The sequence below is a fragment of the Mariniphaga anaerophila genome (genome assembly GCF_900129025.1).
GTDB classification, from domain to species: Bacteria; Bacteroidota; Bacteroidia; order Bacteroidales; family Prolixibacteraceae; genus Mariniphaga; species Mariniphaga anaerophila.
Genome location: NZ_FQUM01000001.1, coordinates 455,698 through 478,298 on the forward strand (window position 1 = coordinate 455,698; position 22,601 = coordinate 478,298).

Annotated in this window: 18 protein-coding genes; 8 read left to right on the plus strand and 10 right to left on the minus strand. The window is 43.0% G+C overall.

Translation table 11 applies throughout. The features are described from left to right. Positions 1–17 precede the first annotated feature (17 nt). From BUB08_RS01815 to BUB08_RS01830, 4 genes are all read right to left on the minus strand, one after another. Positions 18–1,211: an alginate lyase family protein gene (locus BUB08_RS01815; protein ID WP_083570515.1), complete on the minus strand. Its 1,194-nt coding sequence runs from the start codon at positions 1,209–1,211 to the stop codon at positions 18–20. A gap of 264 nt (positions 1,212–1,475) precedes the next feature. Continuing rightward, the gene (locus BUB08_RS01820; protein ID WP_139249582.1) at positions 1,476–4,001 is read right to left on the minus strand and encodes an AsmA family protein; all 2,526 of its coding nucleotides are present in this window, start codon (positions 3,999–4,001) and stop codon (positions 1,476–1,478) included. Between the two features lie 117 nt (positions 4,002–4,118). Beyond that, a complete protein-coding gene (locus BUB08_RS01825) occupies positions 4,119–5,360 on the minus strand; it encodes a competence/damage-inducible protein A (RefSeq protein WP_072998369.1) in 1,242 nt (413 codons plus the stop codon). 40 nt (positions 5,361–5,400) lie between these two features. Beyond that, the gene (locus tag BUB08_RS01830; RefSeq protein ID WP_072998371.1) at positions 5,401–6,639 is read right to left on the minus strand and encodes a M48 family metallopeptidase; all 1,239 of its coding nucleotides are present in this window, start codon (positions 6,637–6,639) and stop codon (positions 5,401–5,403) included. 183 nt (positions 6,640–6,822) lie between these two features. On the opposite strand from BUB08_RS01830, the gene BUB08_RS01835 reads away from it, so the two are divergent. The 5 genes from BUB08_RS01835 (at position 6,823) to BUB08_RS01850 (ending at position 11,579) form a co-directional block, all read left to right on the plus strand. Beyond that, the gene (locus tag BUB08_RS01835) at positions 6,823–7,587 is read left to right on the plus strand and encodes a ThuA domain-containing protein (RefSeq protein ID WP_072998373.1); all 765 of its coding nucleotides are present in this window, start codon (positions 6,823–6,825) and stop codon (positions 7,585–7,587) included. 274 nt (positions 7,588–7,861) lie between these two features. Continuing rightward, positions 7,862–8,002 carry a hypothetical protein gene (locus BUB08_RS20300; RefSeq protein WP_175549920.1) on the plus strand — a complete coding sequence of 47 codons (141 nt, stop codon included), beginning with the start codon at positions 7,862–7,864 and terminating at the stop codon, positions 8,000–8,002. 15 nt (positions 8,003–8,017) lie between these two features. Beyond that, a complete protein-coding gene (locus BUB08_RS01840; protein WP_072998375.1) occupies positions 8,018–9,595 on the plus strand; it encodes a TrkH family potassium uptake protein in 1,578 nt (525 codons plus the stop codon). A 112-nt stretch (positions 9,596–9,707) separates the two neighbouring features. Then, the gene (locus BUB08_RS01845) at positions 9,708–10,199 is read left to right on the plus strand and encodes a methyltransferase family protein (RefSeq protein ID WP_072998376.1); all 492 of its coding nucleotides are present in this window, start codon (positions 9,708–9,710) and stop codon (positions 10,197–10,199) included. A 204-nt stretch (positions 10,200–10,403) separates the two neighbouring features. Beyond that, a complete protein-coding gene (locus BUB08_RS01850) occupies positions 10,404–11,579 on the plus strand; it encodes a formylglycine-generating enzyme family protein (protein ID WP_072998378.1) in 1,176 nt (391 codons plus the stop codon). Positions 11,580–11,624: 45 nt separating this feature from the next. Here BUB08_RS01850 and BUB08_RS01855 read toward each other — a convergent pair whose 3' ends face one another. After that, entirely contained in the window at positions 11,625–12,224 is a 600-nt protein-coding gene (locus BUB08_RS01855; RefSeq protein ID WP_072998380.1) for a porin family protein, read from the minus strand. 515 nt (positions 12,225–12,739) lie between these two features. On the opposite strand from BUB08_RS01855, the gene BUB08_RS01860 reads away from it, so the two are divergent. Both BUB08_RS01860 and BUB08_RS01865 read left to right on the plus strand, forming a co-directional pair. Beyond that, complete coding sequence (locus BUB08_RS01860; protein WP_072998382.1) at positions 12,740–13,516, plus strand: NIPSNAP family protein; 777 nt, start codon at positions 12,740–12,742, stop codon at positions 13,514–13,516. A 29-nt stretch (positions 13,517–13,545) separates the two neighbouring features. Further along, entirely contained in the window at positions 13,546–14,583 is a 1,038-nt protein-coding gene (locus tag BUB08_RS01865) for a galactitol-1-phosphate 5-dehydrogenase (RefSeq protein WP_072998383.1), read from the plus strand. 43 nt (positions 14,584–14,626) lie between these two features. Here BUB08_RS01865 and BUB08_RS01870 read toward each other — a convergent pair whose 3' ends face one another. The 3 genes from BUB08_RS01870 to BUB08_RS01880 all read right to left on the minus strand — a co-directional run bounded on the left by BUB08_RS01870 (position 14,627) and on the right by BUB08_RS01880 (position 19,177). Further along, entirely contained in the window at positions 14,627–15,490 is an 864-nt protein-coding gene (locus BUB08_RS01870; protein ID WP_072998385.1) for an N-acetylmuramoyl-L-alanine amidase-like domain-containing protein, read from the minus strand. A gap of 26 nt (positions 15,491–15,516) precedes the next feature. Next, on the minus strand, positions 15,517–17,475 hold the full coding sequence (locus BUB08_RS01875; RefSeq protein ID WP_072998387.1) for a sialate O-acetylesterase: 1,959 nt from the start codon (positions 17,473–17,475) through the stop codon (positions 15,517–15,519). 235 nt (positions 17,476–17,710) lie between these two features. Beyond that, positions 17,711–19,177: a Gfo/Idh/MocA family protein gene (locus tag BUB08_RS01880; RefSeq protein ID WP_072998389.1), complete on the minus strand. Its 1,467-nt coding sequence runs from the start codon at positions 19,175–19,177 to the stop codon at positions 17,711–17,713. 180 nt (positions 19,178–19,357) lie between these two features. Between BUB08_RS01880 and omp85 the strand changes: the two genes are divergently transcribed. Then, positions 19,358–20,683, plus strand: a complete 1,326-nt coding sequence (gene omp85, locus BUB08_RS01885) for an Omp85 family outer membrane protein (protein ID WP_072998391.1) — start codon at positions 19,358–19,360, stop codon at positions 20,681–20,683. A gap of 2 nt (positions 20,684–20,685) precedes the next feature. Here omp85 and BUB08_RS01890 read toward each other — a convergent pair whose 3' ends face one another. Together BUB08_RS01890 and BUB08_RS01895 are read right to left on the minus strand one after the other, a co-directional pair. After that, positions 20,686–21,753, minus strand: a complete 1,068-nt coding sequence (locus BUB08_RS01890) for a VOC family protein (RefSeq protein ID WP_072998393.1) — start codon at positions 21,751–21,753, stop codon at positions 20,686–20,688. A 14-nt stretch (positions 21,754–21,767) separates the two neighbouring features. Beyond that, positions 21,768–22,562 carry an SDR family NAD(P)-dependent oxidoreductase gene (locus tag BUB08_RS01895; protein WP_072998395.1) on the minus strand — a complete coding sequence of 265 codons (795 nt, stop codon included), beginning with the start codon at positions 22,560–22,562 and terminating at the stop codon, positions 21,768–21,770. Between the last annotated feature and the right edge of the window lie 39 nt (positions 22,563–22,601).

The window sequence follows — 22,601 nt, forward strand, 5'->3', positions numbered from 1 at the left end:
TTCCGGCGCTCTACTTATTACTGGTTAACCGGCGTATCCATTACCCAAAGCAACGGATGCCGAATGGGCAAATTTCGAATTACTTCCTGCGTTTCCGGATAACCGTCAAGCGTTTTCCACAGGTCAATAAACTCCGGCCGATTGTAGGCCCTGCCGGCAAACAATAAAAACGGTTGCCGCACCGGCCAGTCTTCCCAATACATCACATCTTCGGCAAAAGGCCATTTCGATTTATCTTTTACATAGGGAAACAAAAAGTCAGCTCCCAGTTCCAGATTTCTGCCATCAGCCGTAGAAAAATCGTACAAATTATTGGTTTCATCAGAAAGAATTTCAGCAGCAGTGAAAAAGGCATCCAGATTAAACAGTGAATATCCGTAAGGTTTTGTTCGTGCCAACTCCAGCGGAAAAGAACCGTCTTCGCCCATTTGATTTGGCAGCAAAATGGTTTTGAAACGGTTTCTGCACAAATCCAGCACCTCGTCGTTTCCGGTGAGGCGGGCAAACGCACCTACCTGCATTACCCAGCATGTGGCATGATTGTTTTTTGTGTTCATTTCGTCGATTCCGTAAGGATGCGTGGTAAGCCAGGAAACAAACGCGCTGAACCACTCTTTTACAGAGCTTATTGTACTTTGGGGAAGCGCACCATTTTGCTCCAGAATTTCTACCGACCGGGCCACTTCTATTAAATGGATGGCATCTATAATTCCGATTCCGCGCCCGGTAACCCGGCCTTTAATAGCTTGTGCATAATTTAACGACGGATTCATCCGGGTTTTCGGATTTACAAACCAGGCCTCCAGGTGGCTGCTTGCATGTTCAGCAAACTTTTGTTCGCCGCTAAGCAGCCAGGCCGAAGTCTGCATGCCCACAATACTGCTCAAACGAATCATCGCCAACCTGTGCGCCACAAAATTTCCGGGATTCGTCTGCCCGTCGCGTCGGATGTACGGGCCGTCCGGATTTTCAGGATCGGGCCACCAGTAATCGCCTTCCGAATAAAAATCATGCGGGCCGCCCTCACTGCGTTCACATGTTTCAGCAGTAACCGGCACCGGCAAACTATCCAGATACGCCGTGGCTTTTTCAACAATCAATTGTTGCTCGGACAAAGAAATGTATGGAACCTGTCCTTTCTTTTGGGAACAACCGGCAAACAGTAAAATCAGAATAAATGAGAATACGCAACCAGACATTTTCAGCTTCATAGTATGATGTTATTATAGTTTTAAAATAATTAGAGAAACAAACACCTATCAACCACAACTGCTGCAAATTGGCCAAACCTGCAACCGATTGCAATTTATCAAAAATCAATTAAAAGACTAGCCACATTGAAAAAAAATAATCCTGTTTCAGACTCCTAAAAACGAACATCTTCACAAAAAACAAAACCCGGAAAATTGTTACAAAAACAAACTTCCCGGGTTCCGGTGTTTATACATCAGGTAATCCGTTCAGACCAGCCCGTGTTATTTTAGAAATTTCCGAAGCCCCTCTCCTATTTTATTCAGGTTCTGCTGCAGATTTTCTTTGGTCGATTTTTTCACTTCCTCGGTAATCATTTTCCGGGCTTTTTCAAGATCGATTTTCACCTCAGGCTTTCCAACAGGGCCGTTTAATACCACTGATGCCGGAATAAGCTGAATCCGTTCCTGTCCGGGCAGAACGCTTAAAATATTCTGAATATCGTTGCCAAACGCATCGCGCTGTACGTTAAAATCGAGACGCATATTCAACAGGTTTTCCGTATTCAGATTGCCTGAAATTGTGGTTTCCTGATCGGCAATTCGGGTAGAAAACGGTTTTAACTGAATGGAGCCGTCCACCACCTCAACAAAAGCTTTAAAATCGTCAACCTTCACATCGTTCAGTTTTTCAGATTTCAAAATTCCTTTCAGCTGATTAAATAACGGCGAACCAACAATCTGTAAACTCTCAGTGCTAAACAAACCGCTGCCGTCAACTGTCGGAGCAAGCAGTTTAAATTCCGGGCTCATTTGGCCGTTCACCTTCAAACTGGTGCTGAATTTTCCCTGGCTTTGGCGGGCAATGGGAATCATCTTCTGAATGCTGACCAGCGTTTGGTAAGCTTTAGGAATATCTACCTTTATCAAATCGAAACCAAAATCAAAGAAAGGCTGGTTTTCCGGCGTGTTCTGGTAAGAACCCGACAGCTTCATTTCACCATCGAGCATGTTCATGTTAAGCCCGTCCAGAGCCAGTTTTCCGTTGCGTGCAGTTATTAAACCGTTTATGTTGGTTATGGGAAGCCGTTCAAAAACTGCCCGTTCAATTTTCGACTGGAAGGTAAAATCGATATTTTGAGGAATATCAAAAGCAAGCACTTCCTGTTCGGCAATTTCCGGTGCTGGTTTATTTTCAGCCGGAGTTTCTGCCTCGGGTTCCTGCTCTGCAACCTGCAACCGAAGCAGTTCATTCAGATTTACGAAATTGGAGTTCAACCGAAGTTTGCCGGCCAGAGTTCCGTCTTTCAACAGATAATTAAGGTAATTGGTTACCTGCCCCGACAACCGGAAATCGCTTTGGCCTACTTTCAACCCGAGCTCACTCAGTGTAACGGCACGCGGGCTGAAATCGAGTTTTCCTTCAGGAATAAGAACCTGCTGGGTTAGCGAAGGCGAACTGTAAATAAACCCGGACAAAAGAACAGTTCCGTCCGACTGAATTTTCTCATACTCTTCGTTTTCGATGGCCGAGTAATTGCCTTTTACAAACAGGTTAGCATCCACAGTTCCGGCAATATCCACGCTGTCCATCGGAAGCGCGTCTTTCAAATCATCAAAATTCACGTTCCCCACCAAAGCTCCGTCGAACCACGGGTCGGTGAATAAGTTTTTAAGTTTTAGTGTCAAATCAACCGGACTGTTTTTTACTTCGGCATGTGCTTTGGCAATATTCACTTCGGTTAAATCGAGCTCTCCCTGCGGTTTGGCAACCGACAAATCGGCCGATATATTTTTCACTTCCTCAGGCAGATCGGCATAACGCAGATTGCCGTTATCTACTTTCAGATTCAGGGTAAAAGCCGGATAGTTTTCACCAGAATAAATTCCTTTTACCGCTCCTGAAATGGTTGCGTTTCCGCTGGTTTGAATATCTTTCAGATACTCTTCGTAATCGGGCGGTACCAACGCCAGAAAGTTGTCGAACCCTGACTTTTTAGTATTTAACGTGAGATCAAAATTCATACTGCTGTCGGGCATCTGAATCAATCCCAGGATCTCCAGCGGAAGTCGGTTAATCAGCAACTCATTCTCCTGAATTTCGATGTCCATTTTATCGTAATCGATGTTAAGCATTGTGCGTGTTTCCACCGAAGTATTGGAAACATAGTTGGCGCCTTCATAGTTAAACAACAATTGCCGGGCCCCGCCTTCAAGCAGTAACTGCGCCGCAGAACCATACATTTTTCCTGAAATATCAAAATTGATATCATCAAGGCGAAAAAGCATATTCAAATCACGATCGTCGTAAACGAAGTTGGCATGTTCAATCTTAATCTTTTCCAACTGAAGCTCCAGTCCGCTTTCTTCGCCGGCGGCATCCTGAGCAGCAGCAGTTTCTTCCGGTTCATCAGATTCAAGGGCAATATCCCAGTTTGCATTTCCGGTTGTTCCAACAATCAATTTCAACTCAGGACGATCCAGAATTATTTCTTCAATTGCGACCCCGTCTTTACTAAACAACTGGCCAATGCCGGTTTTCGTTCTCAACGACGGAACCGCGCAAAGCGTATCGTTTTGAAATTCGCCTTTTCCGACTACCACAACGTTGGTAAGTTCAAGTGTTACTTTTGGAAAACTCCTGAGCAACGACAGTTTAAAGTCGGTGAACTCCACCTTTGCATTTACATTATTATTAATGGTGGTTTTGGTTTTTTCAAGCAACGGCTGCTTAAAAAACAACGGGATAACTGCCAGCGAAGCCACCAGCAGTGCTACCACAATTCCGATTATTATGAGTGCTTTTTTCATTTTTTTCTTATTTATTGTTTTAACTAACGCATCCAATCTAACAAATTGAAGCAATAATCAAAAATATTGAAATCTGAATTAAATTAAGGGGAACAAGTGTTAAAGGTTAATAAAGAATCAGCCTTTCAAAACCTGCCTTCGCAAAAGCTGCAGAGCTGTTTGGCCTGATCGGATAATATTCCGTTCCCGGTTATCGCCAAACACAAATTTTTGTGCGATTGTTTTTCCCGGACCGGCAACGGCAATCCAAACCGTGCCCACAGGTTTTTCTTCTGTTCCGCCGGTTGGCCCGGCAATTCCCGATGTAGCCACAGCAAAATCTACAGCCAGTTTTTGCCTTGCTCCTTCTGCCATTTCCCGAACAACATTTTCGCTCACGGCTCCGTATTTCAAAAGCGAATCGCCCGAAACGCCCAGCATCTTCTGTTTTATTTCGTTGGAATATGCAGTAACTCCTCCTTTGTACCAGCCCGAGCTGCCCGGAACTGAGGTAATCAGGTGCGAAATATAACCTCCGGTGCAGCTCTCTGCCACAGCAAGCGTCTGGCCATTCTCCAGTAAGTTCCTTCCAATTACTTCGGCCAGCGTTTCGTTGTCGTACCCAAAAATATACTCGGGAATCAGTTGCTTCAGTGTTCCCATTTCCTTTTCAACCTCATGTTTTAGCTGCTCCAAATCAGTGCCCACGGCAGACAAACGCAGTCGTACTGACATAGGATTAGGAAGATATGCCAGTTTAATGTGCTTCGGCAGTGAGTTTTCCCAATTTTCGATTCGCTCAGCCAGCATCGATTCCGGCAGTCCCTGCGTAAGGACTGTTTTATGGTAAATAGCTCCGGTTTTGCTCCTGTTTTGCAAACGCGGTAAAATCTCATTTTCCACCAGGTACTTCATTTCAAAAGGCACTCCCGGAACCGATACAAAAATAGTATCGTCTTTTTCGAACCACATTCCCGGCGCGGTACCTGCTTTATTGGGAAGTACCGTGCAGGTTTCCGGAACCATTGCCTGCCCCCGATTGAGTTTGTTCAAATCGATATTCCGATTTTTAAACCGATTTTTAATCTGCTCAAAAGTTGGTTCATGAAATACAAGTTTTGTCTGGAAATACGCACACAAAACGTTTTTGGTAATATCGTCTTTAGTGGGTCCGAGTCCACCGGTCAGAATCACCAGGTCAGCATTTTCTTTTGCATTGTCAAGCGCACTTTTAATGTGCGCAGCATCGTCGTGAACCGACGTTATCTGGTAAATTTCTATTCCTCCCAGGTTAAATTGTTCGGCAATCCACGCCGAATTGGTGTCCACAATCTGCCCGATTAATATTTCATCGCCGATTGTTATTATTTCTGCTTTCATGGTACATTGTTTAATGCCCGAAAAAATCGGACAACAGAATCTATTTCTCGAATGTTTTCAAGTGTTTCAGCCTTTCCAACAACGGAGGATGAGAATAGTTGAAAAAAACGTAAAGAGGATGCGGAGTGAGGTTGCTCAGGTTCTTTTGCGAAAGCTTTTTTAATGCGGAAGCCAAAGCTTCGGGCTTAAAATTCTGCGCTGCAAACGCGTCAGCTTCGTATTCATTTTTCCGCGAAAGCATGTTCATAAAAATACCCAGCACAAAGGAAACCGGAGAATACAAGATTCCGAAAGCGACCAATCCGATATGAAAATTAGGTTTGTCAACCCCCAGTGCTTTACTCAAATGCGGATTATCAATCAACAATGAAAAAATGAACAGGATAATTCCGGTTTGCAGCAGCGAAATAATCAGTCCCTGGGTAACATGCTTTTTTTTGTAATGTCCTATTTCGTGCGCCAAAACAGCAACAATTTCTTCAGTATCCGCTTCTTCAATCAATGTATCGTACAAAACAATCCGTTTTTTTGCCCCCAGTCCCGTAAAATAGGCGTTGGCTTTTGTAGACCGTTTGGAGCCGTTAATCACGAAAATATTGTCGAGTTTAAACTCGACTTTTTGAGCAAACTCCTGAATGGCATTTCGCAGTTCACCTGCTTCAAGCGGCGCTTGTTTATTGAAAAGCGGAACAATAATATTGGAATAAAACATGGTCATAAAAATGCTAAAAACCGAAACCACAATCCATGCATAAATCCAAAACATTCCCTGCGTTTTCTGGTAAATAAAAATGATGAATGCCAACAATCCGCCACCGATAATTCCACCAACCACCCAGTCTTTTAACTGATCCAGCACAAAAGTTTTGGGCGTTGTTTTATTGAACCCGAATTTTTCCTCCATCACAAACGTATCGTACACCGAAAACGGGATGTTAACAATGTCGGAGGCAAAAACAATTATTCCGAAAAACAGAAGAGCTGCTAAAATACCGCTTGAAGTAAATTCCCAAGCGAGGCTGTCGACATAGGCAAACCCGAAAAAAACAAACATGGCCAGCACGACCAGAAAACTGAAGGTTCCGGACACCATTCCAAAACGATGATTAGCCAGTTGATAAGATTGCTGCTTAGCATATTTTTCTTCGTCGTAAATTCCCTTCAATTCTTCGGGTAACTTCGACCCCATTCGTTTGGTATTCAAAAAATCCAGGTAATTTTCGAAAAGAAAATCGAGAACCAAAATAGTTATGATTATCCAAAAAAAAGTTTCGTGCATCTTCTGTATTTTAGTGAGAAGCAAAGATAATAATTGGGTGTTGCAAATTCCCGTTCCGGCTTTATTTATTCAACTGCTTGTAATTTAGTTACAAAAAAATCAGACTGATAAAGCTGAATTCTCAATTTTTCTCTTTTACTTCGGTAGAAATTTAATCACATTAATCAAATAAAATTAGAACCAATGAAAACCATGATTATTGCATTCGGCCTGTTTTTTGCGTTTGCGGTGACCATTTGCGCGCAGGAAAAGAAGCCCGAATTTGAAACTCCTGCTCATTTACTCGTGTTCTCCAAAACCGACGGGTTCAGGCACGAATCTCTCTCTTCCGGAATCAAAATGCTGTTTGATTTGAGCAAGGCGCAAAACTGGGTTATTACGGCAACCGAAGAAGCGGCTGTTTTTACTCCCGAAATACTGTCGACTTTTGATGTTGTTATTTTCATGAATCCGACAGGCGATGCGCTCAACACATACGAACAGGAAGCATTTGAAGATTTTATGAAAAGAGGAAAAGGAATGGTGGGCATTCATGCTGCGGCTGATTTTGAATACGAATGGCCATTCTACGGCGAATTGGTTGGAGGTTATTTCAAAACCCACCCGCCAGCCCAGACAGGTACTGTTATTTTCGAGAATTTTGACCATCCGGCCATGGAACCTTTTAAAGGCATGAAATCTTATACCACATTCGACGAGTGGTACACATTTCGTGAAAACCCACGCTCAAAAGTAAATGTGCTGGCCAGGCTCGACGAAAACAGCATCAAAAAATACAAAAACGACGACTGGCGCATGGGCGATCATCCGATTATCTGGTGGCAGGAAACAAACGGAATGCGCACTTTCTACACCGGGTTCGGACACACTCACGAAGCTTTTCAGGATAAAAAAATTATTGAGCACATTAAAAACGCCATTAACTGGGCAGCCAAACGAACGGATTAAATCAGAAAGTTTCTGCCATTTAACAGGGATTGCCTCAAAATTTAACGACGCAATCCCTGTTTTTTTGCACACTGCTCCAGACGAATGCAGTCCGGACTTTCAATCCTTTTCAATTTTCACCAATCTACAACCCACATTCTTTTCACGTTCGCCTTTAATAAACTTCCCTTAATCAAATCTTTATAGAATCTTTATATCGCCACCTCTAATTTTTACAAAACCTTTACTAAATCGATCTGAAATTTGCACCGTGATTGTAAACATCAGTGATATCATGAAAGCAACAGAGAAACAGATTACCGGATATTATTTTAGATACAACATCTTCCTCTCCGATTTCGTAAGCAACATGTACATTGCAGGAACCAACAAAAAAGGGCCGAAAAAATCATCCACAGCTTTTTTTAACGACTGATTAAAAAGAAAAAAAATGTTAAAAAGCGATACATATAAAATAGTTTTCAAACAAATAGGAAGCCTTTTCATTCTGCAGGGAATTGTAATGGCTATTCCTGCAATTGTTGCACTAATTTATCACGAAGGGTACTCCGTAGCAGGGTTTGTAGGGTCGGCGTTATTTACTTCGGGGCTGGGCTTTTTCCTTTATCAAAAATATTTCCAGGCCGAAGATCCGCAATACAATCATGCATTTATTATTGCAGCAGCGGGCTGGCTGGCTATCACTTTTCTGGGTGGATTGCCGCTTTTCGTAATCGCATATATTACACCAGCCGAAATCATGAACCAGTTTATTCCGTCCGGTTCTGATTATGCCATTTCCAGCCTGGTCTATTTTAAAAACCCGTTGCATTGCTTTTTCGAAAGCATGAGCGCCTACACAACAACCGGACTTACAATGGCCATACACGAACCTTCGGTGGGAAAAGGAATTCTTTTTTACCGTTCGCTGGCACAGTGGGTTGGCGGTGCAGGGTTTATTGTTATGGTACTTGCCATTTTTAAACAGCGTTCGGGGCAAAGCGCCATGTTGCTGTTCGGCGTTGAATCAACCGGCGAAAAACTAAAAACCAAAGTTATTGAAACCGCACGGGCAATATGGAAAGTCTATTTATTGCTCACCATATTTTCTGCTGTTTACCTGTTTATTGGCACTTCCCTTATTCTACCTGATTATCCTTTGGGTGAAAACATTTTTGATTCGATTAATCATGCAATGACGGGGCAGTCAACCGGCGGATTCAGCACCCTCGACGACAGTATAGCGGGCTACAATTCGCCTTTTATGGATATGCTCTATTTGTTGCCCATGATTTTGGGTTCGTTCTCAATACCGTTTTTCTACAAGTTCATATTCGAAAAAAAGTTTAGCGAATTATGGAAAGATATCCAAACCCGCTCGCTGATAATCGCTTTTGTTGGCGGAAGCGCTGTGCTCTCGTTCTTACTTTATAAGGCAGATGTGGTTTCAGAACCGGTGCGCGAAGGAACCTTTCAGTTTATCAGCGCCATGTCGACTACCGGCTGGCAAACTTCCAACATTGGCAACTGGGACTGGCTTTCGATACTTTTTGTTGTTGGTGCGGCAATGTTTGTGGGCGGCGCATCAGGCGCTACAGTGGGTGGCATAAAAATGATTCGGGCTTTGGTAATCAAAAAAGGGCTTTTCTGGCAGGTAAAAAAGGCATTCTTTTCTGAACATACAATTAAGGTGGTAAAATTTAACGGGAAGTCGTTGTCATCAGCCGAGATGAATGAAGAATTCACAAAAGCCGCATCTCTTGCCATTATTTTCCTGTTAATGATTATTGTATCATCTGTTGTTGCAACCTTTTTTATTGGAAGTGATTACGATTTTTTCGATGCTTTATTTGAAGCGACATCAGCACAAGCAACAGTTGGGCTTTCGAGCGGGATATGTGAACCGGGCATGTCTCCGGTTTTAGAGTCGATATACATTTTTCAAATGTGGGCAGGGCGACTGGAAATAATACCCGTACTGGCTTTAATCAGGGCCATTTTTTTAGGCACAGTCCTTTGGAAACATTAGAAAATTCGTCCCTCACAATTTCCCGTGAAACGCCGATTTCGTATATTGTACCAGGTTACAAAAACCGAATTAATTGTTAGTTGCAAAATGCAGCAAATCCGATTAAAAACAGTTGAACGAAACAATGAATCTGATTGGCAAAACCACCATAAACCCTCTGTTGTTTTATAGCGGAAAAATTTCGGGCTACGTAACCTGGATTGCTTTTATTGCGCCACTAACCGGCATAAGTGTTCCCGGATTAAACAGCGCTCAAAGTAACTTGCAAACATACGTGAGTCTGGCACTTGCAATCCCCGCATTCATACTTATCACAGTCAGTTTGATGAACCTTGGAAAATCAACCCGTTTAGGATTGCCAAAAAACAAAACAGAACTAAAAACACATGGAGTTTACAAACTAAGCAGAAATCCGATGTATCTCGGTTTTAACCTTCTGACAATCTCGTCGATGGTGTTTACATTAAATCTCTCAATTATCGTTTTGGGAGTTTACAGCATCTGGGTTTATCACCTGATTATTATAGGCGAAGAAAAATTTTTACAGAACAGGTTCGGCAATAGTTTTATAAACTACAAAAAAAGAAGCCGCAGATACCTGTAACAAAACGCCATCATTTATATATACCTGAACAATTGACATGTAACAACCTGTCGCCAAACCTGTTCGTTGGATTCACGTTGCAACACAGAAAAGTCAAGTCGGCAAAAAGAGCTACAAATTGCAACACTGCACCAAAAATTTCATTTCTTTGCAGCTACACAAAAGAATAAAACATCTTTAAATTTTGAATTTTAAATTAACGATATGCTTTTCAGGATAGCAGATATTACGGTTCGTTTTACAATACTATCGGCGTTGATTACGTCATGTCAATTTTCGAGTACAAATAAAAAACAGGCAGAACAAACCGATGATGCGCCGGCAAAAACTGAAGATTGTTGCATGTCTGCAATTCCTGATCGTTTTGCTGCGCCAACCACAACAAATACACTAGCACAGTCCGTTAACATTGATTCACTAAAAGAAACCAACCCCAAAATAGAAGGGATGCTTTTTATTCCGGGCGGAGTATTCAACATGGGAGCGCGCGACACACAATTTGCACGTGAAGACGAATATCCGGTGCACAAAGTGAGAGTAGCCGGTTTTTTCATGGATCCGCATCCTGTAACAAACGCACAGTTCCAACAATTTGTAGAAGAAACCGGATATGTTACCACAGCAGAAAAAGATATAAGCTGGAACGAGTTCAAAAAGCAGCTTCCGCCCGGGACTCCAAAACCGGCCGACAGCCTGTTAAAAGCCTCCTCCCTGGTATTTTCTCCTCCGGCGCACCGTGTAAATCTGAATGATGTTTCGCAATGGTGGGCCTGGGTTAAAGGCGCAGACTGGCAGCACCCATACGGTCCGCAAAGCAGCATTGAAGGGTTCGAAAAATTTCCGGTAATACATGTTAGCTGGGCAGATGCCAACGCTTACGCAAACTGGGCAGGGAAAAGACTACCAACCGAAGCGGAATGGGAATACGCGGCACGTGGCGGGAACGACGAAAACATTTATTCGTGGGGAAACGAGCGCATTGGCGACGGAACGCCAAAAGCAAACAGTTGGGACGGCGAATTTCCGGTATATAATTCCGGTAGGGATGGATTCGAACTGCTTGCGCCTGTTAAACAGTTTAAGCCCAACGGCTACGGATTATTTGACATGGCCGGAAATGTTTGGGAATGGTGTACCGACCTTTACCATCATGATTATTACAAAACATTTAATACGGAAGCAATTGCTAATAATCCGCAGGGCCCCAAAACAAGTTACGATCCCATGGAGCCCAATGTTAAAAAAAGAGTGATTAGGGGCGGTTCTTTTTTATGCAACGATTCTTACTGTTCAGGCTACCGGGCAGCCGCTCGCATGAAAAGCACGGAAGACACCGGCATGTCGCACCTGGGATTCAGATGCGTTGTTTCAGCAAATTGAAAGTCCGGAGTTAAAAAAAGAACAAAAGCCCGGAGCTGTTTTTGTTTACAGAATTTTAAATCCCAGAGTCACTAAAAAAGTCTGATTTTTTCCGTTGATATCGCCGTTTGGATAGGAATAAATGTCATTGGCACCATGTTCCATTCTTGCATCCAGCGAAAAATGCCAAACATCAACACCAACACCATACTGATATCCGAAATAATGGTCTTTCACATACTCTTTCAAAAAATCATCATCCGGAGCATCAAATCCTTTGTCGGTTACAAAACTAAATACAGGCCCGCCCATAATCCTTAAATTGGCCATTCCTCCTTTTAGCACTTTCACGCCCAACAGTATAGGAACATCAATATTATTAAAATCAAACTTTGCTGCGCGCTCCGACAAATCGGAACCAGGAGCCAGAACCGCCCCACCCTTTGCACTAAAATAGGCTTCCGGCTGAATATAAATTCGGTTATAACCTAGTCGGGCAAAAGCGCCAATGTGTGTTTTAACAATCGATTCGGAATTAAATTCACTCTTTTTGAAAGTTACTTTCGAATTATTAATACCTGCCTTTACTCCTAAATCAAAAATCGGCTGAGCAACTATCGCAAGTGAAGGGATCAACAACAAAAATAAAATAGTGAGCTTTTTCATCTGTTTAAAATTTTAAGTTGTTTATGGCATCAGATGGAATTCGAAGAAATCTTTTATCGTTTTTTCAGGAAGGTGAATTACATCATCATGCTCATTTCATTTGACTTTAAAATAATTGTTTTCAATGATTTTATATGGAACTTATATTTTAATCGTTAGCAATTGTATCGATAAACTGTCCGGCTCCTTTCTCTATTCCGTTCAGTAAAAAAACGGAATTTCTCTTTTTAAAGTATATCTTTTTTACGCAAAAGTCACTTTTTTTGATTCAGCAGGCCTGCTCCAACAACTTATTACACCGTTTTACTTAACCAATTTTCTTGTAAAAATAGTTGAAAACAAACAAACTAGAGTAACAACTTTAATTAGTATATTGCCGTATCAAAAAAATTAACCAATGAAACGATCATGAATTTTCTTCATTCAAAATTCACAAAAAGAAATGATTAAAATTTATGTAAGTTCCTGAATGTCTTCATTTTTTTAACATTCAGAAATAAAAAAATTTTATACAGATGAAAAGAAGATCATTTTTAAAAAAATCAGCCCTTGCCACCGGAACTGCGTTTACCACCGGAAGTATTAGTGCAACCCCGGCTTCTCAGTCCCTAAAAGAATTTTACGAACTCAGGGTTTATCAGTTTTCAGGAGGTGCCGGAGTAAACCAGTTAAAAAGCTATTATACCAACGCTGTTATTCCGCTTCTGAATAGACAGGGCGCAAAAGTTGGTGCATTTGCCGAATACGGAATGGAAGACCCTCCGCGCATATACATTTTTCATGCATACAAAAGTCCGGCCGACTATTGGGACACTATTCAGGCAATGAAAACCGACAAGCAATATCTGACAGCAGCTCAAAGCTATTTTAACCTGCCGGCCGACAAGCCTGTTTTTGAACGTTACGAAACGTTTTTGATGGAAGCCTTCGACGGCATTCCTCAGTTTAAAATGCCTGACAAAAACCGCGGGTTATTTGAATTGCGTACCTACGAAAGTTACAACGAAGATGCATTTCGAAGAAAGATAAAAATGTTTGATGTAGAAGAACTTCCGCTTTTTGAAAAAGTAGGACTTCACCCGGTTTTCTTCGGAGAAATGATTGCCGGACGCTTTATGCCCGCACTCACCTACATGCTCTGGTTTAAAAATATGGAAGAACGCAACCAAAACTGGGATAAATTCCGCTCAAGCGAAGAGTGGCAAACAATGCGCGTTAAAGAAGAGTATGCCGACACCGTGAGCAAAGTAAAAAAGATCTTCCTTACTCCACTGGACTTTAGCCAGGTATAATTTCACTCTTTCTCAAAAAAATTCCGACAATGAAAGCGCTTGTTCTTGATGAATACAACCAACTGAATTACCGGGATTTTCCGGATCCGGAAATTCAGTCTGATGAAGTTTTAATTGAAGTAAAAGCCTGCGGCATTTGCGGCAGCGACATACACGGCATAGACGGCAGTACCGGGCGTCGCAAACCGCCGCTAATTATGGGACACGAGGCTTCCGGCGTAATTCTGGAAACCGGCAGTGCGGTAGAAAACTGGCAGCCCGGAGACCGGGTTACATTCGATTCAACGGTTTATCCGCTTAACGACTGGTTCACGCTAAAAGGTCGCTACAATTTAAGCGACAACCGACAGGTGCTGGGAGTATCGCCAGGAGAATACAAACGCCACGGTGCTTTTGCTGAAAAAGTTGTGGTGCCGCACCATATTTTATACCGAATTCCGGAAAACGTTTCTTTTGTTGAAGCTGCCATGGTAGAACCAATTGCGGTTGCTGCCCATGCAATTAGTGTTTCGAACCTGAAACCGGGCAGCAGTGCGTTGGTAACCGGCGCCGGAATGGTCGGGGTTTTCGTGGTTCAGCTACTCAAATTGTTTGGTGCAAGTCCGGTTATTGCGGTGGATATCGATGACAAAAAATTGGAACTCGCCGAAAAACTTGGGGCCGATTTTGTTTTCAATTCACAAGAAGACAGCCTTTCTGACAAAATTTTAGAGCTGACTAAAAACCGTGGCGCTGACTTCTCGTTCGAAGTAGTCGGAATTGCAGAAACCGTGCAAACCTGCATTGCAAATACGCGAAAAGGCGGCAGCGTTATTCTGGTGGGAAACCTCTCGCCACAAATACACTTCCCCTTGCAACAAGTGGTTACACGCGAAATAACAGTACAGGGAAGCTGTGCCATAAACGGAGAATACGAACTTGTGCTCGACCTTCTTGCCGGGAAACAGGTGGACGTTGCGCCGCTTATTTCGGCAGTTGCGCCGCTTTCTGAAGGCGCGGAGTGGTTCAAACGACTTTACGCAAAAGAACCGGGGCTAAACAAAGTTATTTTAGTGCCCGACAACTAAAAACTAAATATCTGCAAGTTAGTCATAGCCAGGTTCAGTGTTTTTATAAGGGCCTGGCTACAACAATTCCTGTGGCTGACTTGCTGTTTAGCAGATACTCTTCCAAAGTCTCATCGGAAAGCACAACCTTTTTAGCCAGCGACGAAGCATGCAAAAGATGAATGCGGCCTGCTTTACGAACCAAAATTCCCACGTGTGAAATATCCAGTCCCTGAATTGAAGTAGTAATTCCTACTATATCGCCGTCCATCAGCAGATTTTCCACTTCTGCCAGTTTTTGTTCGGGAATAAAAAAATGCTGTCTCGAATTAATGTCCTTTTCTTTCTGTGCAATTACGTCAACCAATTGCGGATTCTCTTTCAACTGGTTGTAACTATCCGGATGAGTGCTCATGAAATTTATTTCCTTGGGATAAGGGGTGGGCGCAATTTCTTTCGTTACGTTTTTCACCAGTCGTTTTTGTTGATTTTCAAAAATCCAGTCGGAAGTGTAATGCAACCGCGACGTGTACCCGTCAATTATTCCGTTTCGGTACCTGACATTCTTTAGTTCCCTTACGAATTGTTCAAAACTAAGCTCGCCACTTTGAATGGTTTTGGCAAGTGCCAGGCAATTTTCCACAAACGTTGTGCAATCCAGCTCGCGCAAATTTACCACAAGCTGCTCCTCTTCTCCTTGCTCCAGGGTGTGCCCCACATAAGGAGTGCTCATAAAATAAGTCCCCAGTTTCACCATTAGAAGAGAAGTGGCATCTCCTTGCTGATCGGCAAACAGCTCAAAAATCTGTTTCTGAATTTCTTTGTCTTGTTCCTCGACAACAACTTTACTTAAATCAACATTTTTATCTTTTTTCTGCACACAACCGTTAAGCAGAAAAAACACACACAAAATCGACAAAAAACGCATAGTATTAATATTTTGAAGGTTCTAATTTATTTTGTAATTCCCGGCCAGTCGTCGGTGCGAAAAGGATTTGCAGGCAGTTGCTCCCGGTTGTACAAGTTTACATCGTCGGGATTGTTAGCCCAGCCGTAACGAACGGCCACTGGATTGGAAACTGCTTCCGAATATACAACAACGGTTTTATCATCTACAATTTCCGCTTTTGCCCAATGAAAAACACGATCTGCCCCGGCAACGGAGAATCCTTTCAGATAACCATACTTGTCTTTTGCTTCGAGGCCGGAACCAGTCTCTGCAAAGGAAACATAAGCTTTTCCGTTGGTAAACTCAACCGATTTGTACATCGGTCCGGAATACACAATATCTTTTCCGTATGCGACTTTGAAAGCATTCAGTGCCAGTCGTTTTCCCACGTCCTGCTTGTTGCGCGGATGAATATCGTCTGCTTCGCCAATATCAATGGCCAGCGCCATACCGGTGTTTGGCAAAGCAAGTGTTTTGGTCTGTGCCTCGCGCAACTCTGCCCAGTCGCTTTCGCCGGGCAGAAGCGGCGGTTGGGTAAAATTAGCCAGGGAAACAAACAAAAACGGAAAATCGCCCAGTTGCCAGTGATTGCGCCAATCGGTTATCAAAGCCGGAAAAATGCGCTGATACTGTTTTGCCCGGTCTGCATTCGACTCGCCCTGGTACCAAATCGCACCTTTGATTCCATAGGGAACAATTGGGTTAATCATGGCATTGAACAACAGCGTCGGATACGAATTGGGACCAAGATTTACAGAACTGACATCAGCTTTTGAAATGCGAAACTTCCAGTCGCCCGAAATGACTATTTTTTCATTTTCAGAAACAAGAAGCTGATTTTCCGGATCGCCCCAGATACCACCATTTCCACCGGTATCGTCCACACGCACTGCAATTACATTTTTACCGGTTTTTAAATACTTTTTATCAATGGTATAAACTCGATTTTCATCGTACTTATTTTCTGTTCTTCCGATTTCAATGCCGTTGAAAAAAGTAATATCAGAGTCATCCACTTTTCCCAGATGAAGCATCAATTCTGTTTGAGTAGCTTCTTCGTCCAGTTGAACCTCTTTCCGATACCAGCCAATTCCGTCAATATCGACGTAGCCCTGGTATTCCCAATACATCGGTGCTTTTATGCTTTGCCAGTCGCTATCATCAAAATCGATTGCAGCCCAAACCGGCTTTCCGTCAACCATGCCCAAATCCTGAGTTGGTATTTCGCCGCCCAACAACGCCTTTACTTTATCCAGCCGGGCTTGCCGATAACTTTCCATATTCATCTGCTGCAGTTCAATCATTTTGGCGCTAAAATCCGGGTCGTCGGCAATGGAATTCGGACTAATCCACGTCTCGGCAACTGTGCCTCCCCACGATGTATGAATAAGACCTACGGGAACTTGAAGTTCCTGGTAAAGGTCTCTGCCAAAAAAGTACCCCACAGCAGAAAAGCCGCCGACCGTTTCTGGAGTGCACTGCTCCCACGCCCCATCGGATATATCGTCACCGGGAAATTGCGAAACCGCTTTAGGAACGGTAAACAGCCTGATTTCAGGATATTCCACAGCAGCGACTTCTTCTTCCGCATTGTTACTTTGCTCAACCCGCCATTCCATATTCGACTGGCCGGAACAAATCCACACCTCGCCCACCATTACATTGTCCAGTTCGATGGTATTCTTTCCTTTTATGATAACTTTATATGGGCCACCGTAATCCTGCTCAGGTAACTCCAACTTCCATTTGCCTTCGGCATCTGCTCTGGTGCGAACTGTGTTTCCTGCAAAAGTTATTTCAATTCGTTCGCCCCTGTCTGCCCAACCCCAAAAAGGAATATCGATTCCCTGCTGGAGAACCATATTGGAACTAAATATCCGGGGAAGCTTCACATCTGCTTCAGCGTTAAAATTCACTCCTGCAAAAAGAAAAACGATTACAAGTGTTCTTATCAGCTTTTTCATCTGTATAAAGTTTTGTGAATTTTGAATGACGAAAATTCATGTTCGTTTCATTTGGTTTTCGGTAAATTGCTTATTCAAAGCTATTAATTTTTAAAAACTTTTGAAACACAAAAAAGCAGAACCTGACGTTTCTTCGAAAAATGAAACACTACCCCATAAAAAAAGCGGCAAAAAGCCGCTTCTTCATTTTAAAAAATTCGTTTTAAATAAGTATTTGTGGCAATTATTCAATTCGTTAAACACTCAACTGGCTTTCTGCCTCTGCATTTACTTTTACGCCGGTTGTTCCTCCCTGCGACAAAGTAATATCAACTGGTTTGTTGTTTTGCCATGCACCGTTGGTGAAATCAGGAATGTCAATAGAATCGGAACGGTTGGCAACCGACCACTCGCTCAGCGGGGCAATTACACTCCACAAAGCTGCATCGTAAACATCCTGATCCAGCGCAATACCATTACGCAGACAGTCGATTAACCGCCAGTCCATAATAAAATCCATTCCGCCGTGGCCGCCTACTTTCTTGGCCATTTCGCCCACCAACTGTACAATTTTCGGAGTATATTGTTCTTCCAGCACCTTCATTTCATCGGCATCGAACCAACTGTGTCCTTTTGCAATTTTTCCGGGAAGCGGATATTTTTGGGCAACGCCTTTAGTTCCACTCACCAAATGGATACGTGAATAAGGACGAGGACTTGACACATCGTGCTGAATCATAATGGTTTTCCCCTTGGTCGTCCGAATCATTGTAGTATTCATATTTCCCCGGTACTCATTGGTCTTAAATTCATTCCAGAAGCTGTCTTCTGCCGCAAGCTCTGCTGCATGTTTTGCCATGCTAAAATCGAAGCTCGACATGGAAGTCAAATAATCCATTTTGTCGCCACGGTTTACGTTTAATATCTGACAAACCGGTCCCAGCCCGTGTGTCGGATAGAGATCGCCATTCCGGTGCTGATTCTCCTTCAACCGCCACATGTCGGAATAGGAATTCTTGCCAAAGTTATTTTTCATCAAGTCGTGAATATATGCACCTTCGGTGTGAAGAATTTCACCAAAGAAACCCTGCCGCGCCATGTTCAGTGTTAGCAATTCAAAAAAGTCGTAGCAACAGTTTTCCAGCATCATGCAATGCTTTTTTGTGCGTTCCGAAGTTTCAACCAATTGCCAGGCTTCTTCAACCGTTACTGCAGCCGGCACTTCGGTGGCAGCATGTTTTCCGCTTTCCATGGCGAAAACAGCCATTGGGGTATGCATTGACCAGGGGGTACAAATGTAAACCAAATCCACATCCTGACTTTGACACATTTCTTTCCAAATTTCTTCGCTGCCGGTATATTCTTTGGCTTTAGGCAAACCGTGTTTCGCCAGAATTTCCTGGCCGCGCTCAACACCTGCCGGATTTTTATCGCACAATGCGGTAATTTCTACCCCTTCAATATTCGACATTCTTTCCACTGCCCCGGGCCCGCGGTTTCCCAAACCGACAAAACCAATTCTGACAGTTTCTAATTTTGGTGCTGCATATCCACACATATTAAATTGCTGTGGATGGCGTCTTCCTGCTGCTTCTTTTATAGAAGCCAGTGCTGATTCGGTGGTGCTACTGCCCTGCTGGCTGCACGATGCAAATCCTCCGGAAACCACTCCTGCTCCGGCAGCTCCGGCAATCTGAAAAAATTTTCTTCTATTTGTCTTCATCTTAACCTGGTTTTGGTTTTTAAATTATTTTGAAAGTTGTACGTCTTAATCTAAAAAGTTTAAAAATATAAATAAAACTGTTACTAAATACTTTTTTCAAAAAGAAATTAATCGTTCGTTTTTCTTTTTTCTATCTTAGTTCGCTAAACAGCAATTTTACATACAGCAAACGAAAATACGATGAAAAAACTTTTTACTCTTCTTCTGTTCCCTTTATTGTTTACCGGGCTGTCAGCTCAGGACGAAGTAGCAAAAACGGGATGGAATTTTGGCGCGCTGCCCACAGTTACTTTTGACACCGATTTAGGTTTTCAATACGGAGCATTGGTAAATTTGTACAACTATGGCGACGGAAGCCGCTACCCCAATTACAATCATTCGCTCTATTTTGAGGTTTCGCGCTTTACCAAGGGAAGTGGAATTAATCGGTTTTATTACGATTCGGATCAATTAATTGAAGGACTCCAAACTTCTTTGGATATTAGTTTGCTCTCTGACCAGGCATACGATTTCTATGGTTTTAACGGATACGATGGCGTAGTTAACGCCAACTGGATTGACGATGAAAGTGACGATTATATAACCCGGATGTTTTATAAATACGACCGCAAAATGTTTCGGTTTAAAGTTGACTTGCAGGGCAAAATTTCCGGAGATAAACTGAAATGGGCAACCGGAATTAACCTGTTAAATTTTAAAATTGGGGCGGTTGATCTGGATAAATTAAACAAAGGAAAAGAGGGCGATGACGTTTTACCTGACGTTGATGGTCTGTACGAAAAGTACCAGCAGTGGGGAATTATTTCGCCCGAAGAAGCAAACGGCGGTTTTATTCCGGAACTAAAAGCCGGGCTGGTTTATGACACGCGCGACAACCGCCCAAATCCGATGAAGGGAGTATGGACAGAAGCCGTTCTGATTGGAGCACCGGAGTTTTTAGGGGCAGAAAGCGGTTTTGCTAAATTGAGTTTTACGCACAGACAATATTTTACACTCATTCCAAAAAATTTATCGCTGGCGTACCGACTGGCATACCAAACCACGCTTGCGGGCCACGCACCATTTTATTACCAAACCCAGGTAATTGTTTCTGAGCTAAAAGGAGCAACATCAGAGGGATTGGGTGGCGCCAAATCGTTGCGGGGCGTTAGGCGAAACCGAATTGTTGGAGACGGGTTCTTCTACGGAAACCTGGAAGCACGCTGGAAATTTGCACGGTTCCGTTTTATCAACAACAATTTTTACCTGGGGTTAAACGGGTTCATGGATTTTGGGCAGGTAACGAAAAAGATTGATGTAAACATCGTTGCTAACGACGCAGAAGTTTCGCCGGAACCGCTGAATGATTACTTTGATAAGGACACCGAAAAAATGCACTTTTCATACGGTGCCGGGCTGCGTATTGTAATGAACCAAAACTTTGTAATTGCTGTAGATTACGGGATGGCCGCCGATGAACGCGATGGCGATTCAGGCCTGTACATCGGCCTGAATTACCTGTTTTAGCATTACTTGTCTTTTACGCGTTTAAACCGAAATAACTTCAGCAACCAGTTGGGTAGCGGATGATGCCCCCTTTTTCTGAAGTCGATAAACCATCCCACCTTTTTCAGGATTGGAATTTTGTGAGTTTCAACAAATTCGATTAGCGTACCTTCGGGAGCCTGAATGTACGCGAAACTACCGGCTGCCTCGCCCATGTCAAAAGTGTCCGAATCGCGGGCGCTGTCCACGGTAAACGGGAACCCGATTTCTTTTACCTGCTCGCGCAATTCGTCTATCCCGTTAATATCGAAACACAGGTGAATAAACCCGGGATCTCCCCAGATTCGCCCCTCAAAAATGTCGCGGGGTTCTCTGTCGAGTGCCTGAACCAATTCGATATAAGAAGAGCCGAAAAACGGGCTGAATGCACCGTTTCTTTTTTCAGAATGTTTCAGCAACACCCTTCGGAATTTTCCTTCGCCACCGGGCAGTTTGTCCAAGTCAGAAAACACACCGGTTTCATCAAAAACTATTTTATCGTACTGAAGAATTTCGGTGTAAACTTTCAGGCTTTCGTCCATATTTTTCACGCCGATAACCGCGCCGAGTACGCCGCCGTTTACTGATTTTTCGGCCCGAAAAACTTCCCGCTCATTTCTGATTTCCCAAAGATTTCCAAAATTGTCTTTCAAATAAAAATGCTCATTTCCGGAAGGATCTTTTTCAATCTGTCCCAAAATCTCCAGCCCTGATTCTGAGAATGTTTGAAATGCCTTTTGAATGTTATCGGTTTTTAACTTTCCGATGTTAATTCCCAAATCCCCTAAATGTAATTCGGTTTCAGGCGCCTGAGGTTTTTTCCCTTTGTGTTGCCAGATTTCAAAACCTCCGCCCCCCTGCATATTCAGGGCCAGCACTGCGTGCCGCGGCCGCGGTTTCCCGGCTGTGTGTGGTAACATTAATTCGGCAACCGCTTCATCTTCAAACATGCGTATATCCATCGCAAAATGCTCGCGGTACCATTTCCAGGCTTCCTGCAGGTTTTCAACACCTACACCCAATTGTTGTATTCCGTTTATTTTTACCGTCATTTTTTGGTATTTTTTTACAAGGGTTTCACTCGTGATGCCATATAATAATACAGGCGCGGAATAAATCTCCGGATGTAAACCATCAATATTTCAGTTCCGCCCACTACTATTTCCTTTTTTTCTTTTTTCAGCGCCCGGTAGATTTTGCATGCTGTCCATTCAGCACTTTTGCCATTATTTTGTCCTTCATCCATTTTCCCGTGCGGTTCTCCTGTTTTGGCCAGTGCATTTACCGAGATGTTGGTTTTTATTCGGCCCGGAATAATTACAGTTACACGAATATTACTATTCGCATTTTCAGCCCGCAGACTTTCAAAAAAACCGTGCAGCGCATGTTTCGATGCCGAATAGGCTGAACGATACGGAAAACCGAACTTTCCAACAATACTGGAAGTAACTGCCAGTTGCCCACCTCCGTTTTGTATCATCCATGGCAATATTTCCTTGGTTAATGCAATTGTTCCGAAAAAATTCACCTCAAAAACTTTGCGGTCAACATCAAGCGGAGTTTCGCTTACAAATGATCGCTGGCTAATTCCGCCAAACTGGTACAGTCCGTCTATTTTTATTTTTTGGGAAAGTACTTTTTGCGCAGCTTCGGCAACTGACTTTTCATCAGATAAATCAAAGGGAACTACCTGAACTTTGCTGCCGTTTTTCCGGCATATTTCAGCCACCTCATTTAATACTTTTTCATTTCTTGCAGAAAGTATAAGGGACGTTTCATGTTTAGAAAACTCCAATGCAACGGCTTTCCCGATACCGGAAGAGGCTCCGGTGATCCAAATATTTTTCCCATCGAAATCCATCCTGTTGAAAATTTGGAGCCAAGATAACAGAATCTTATC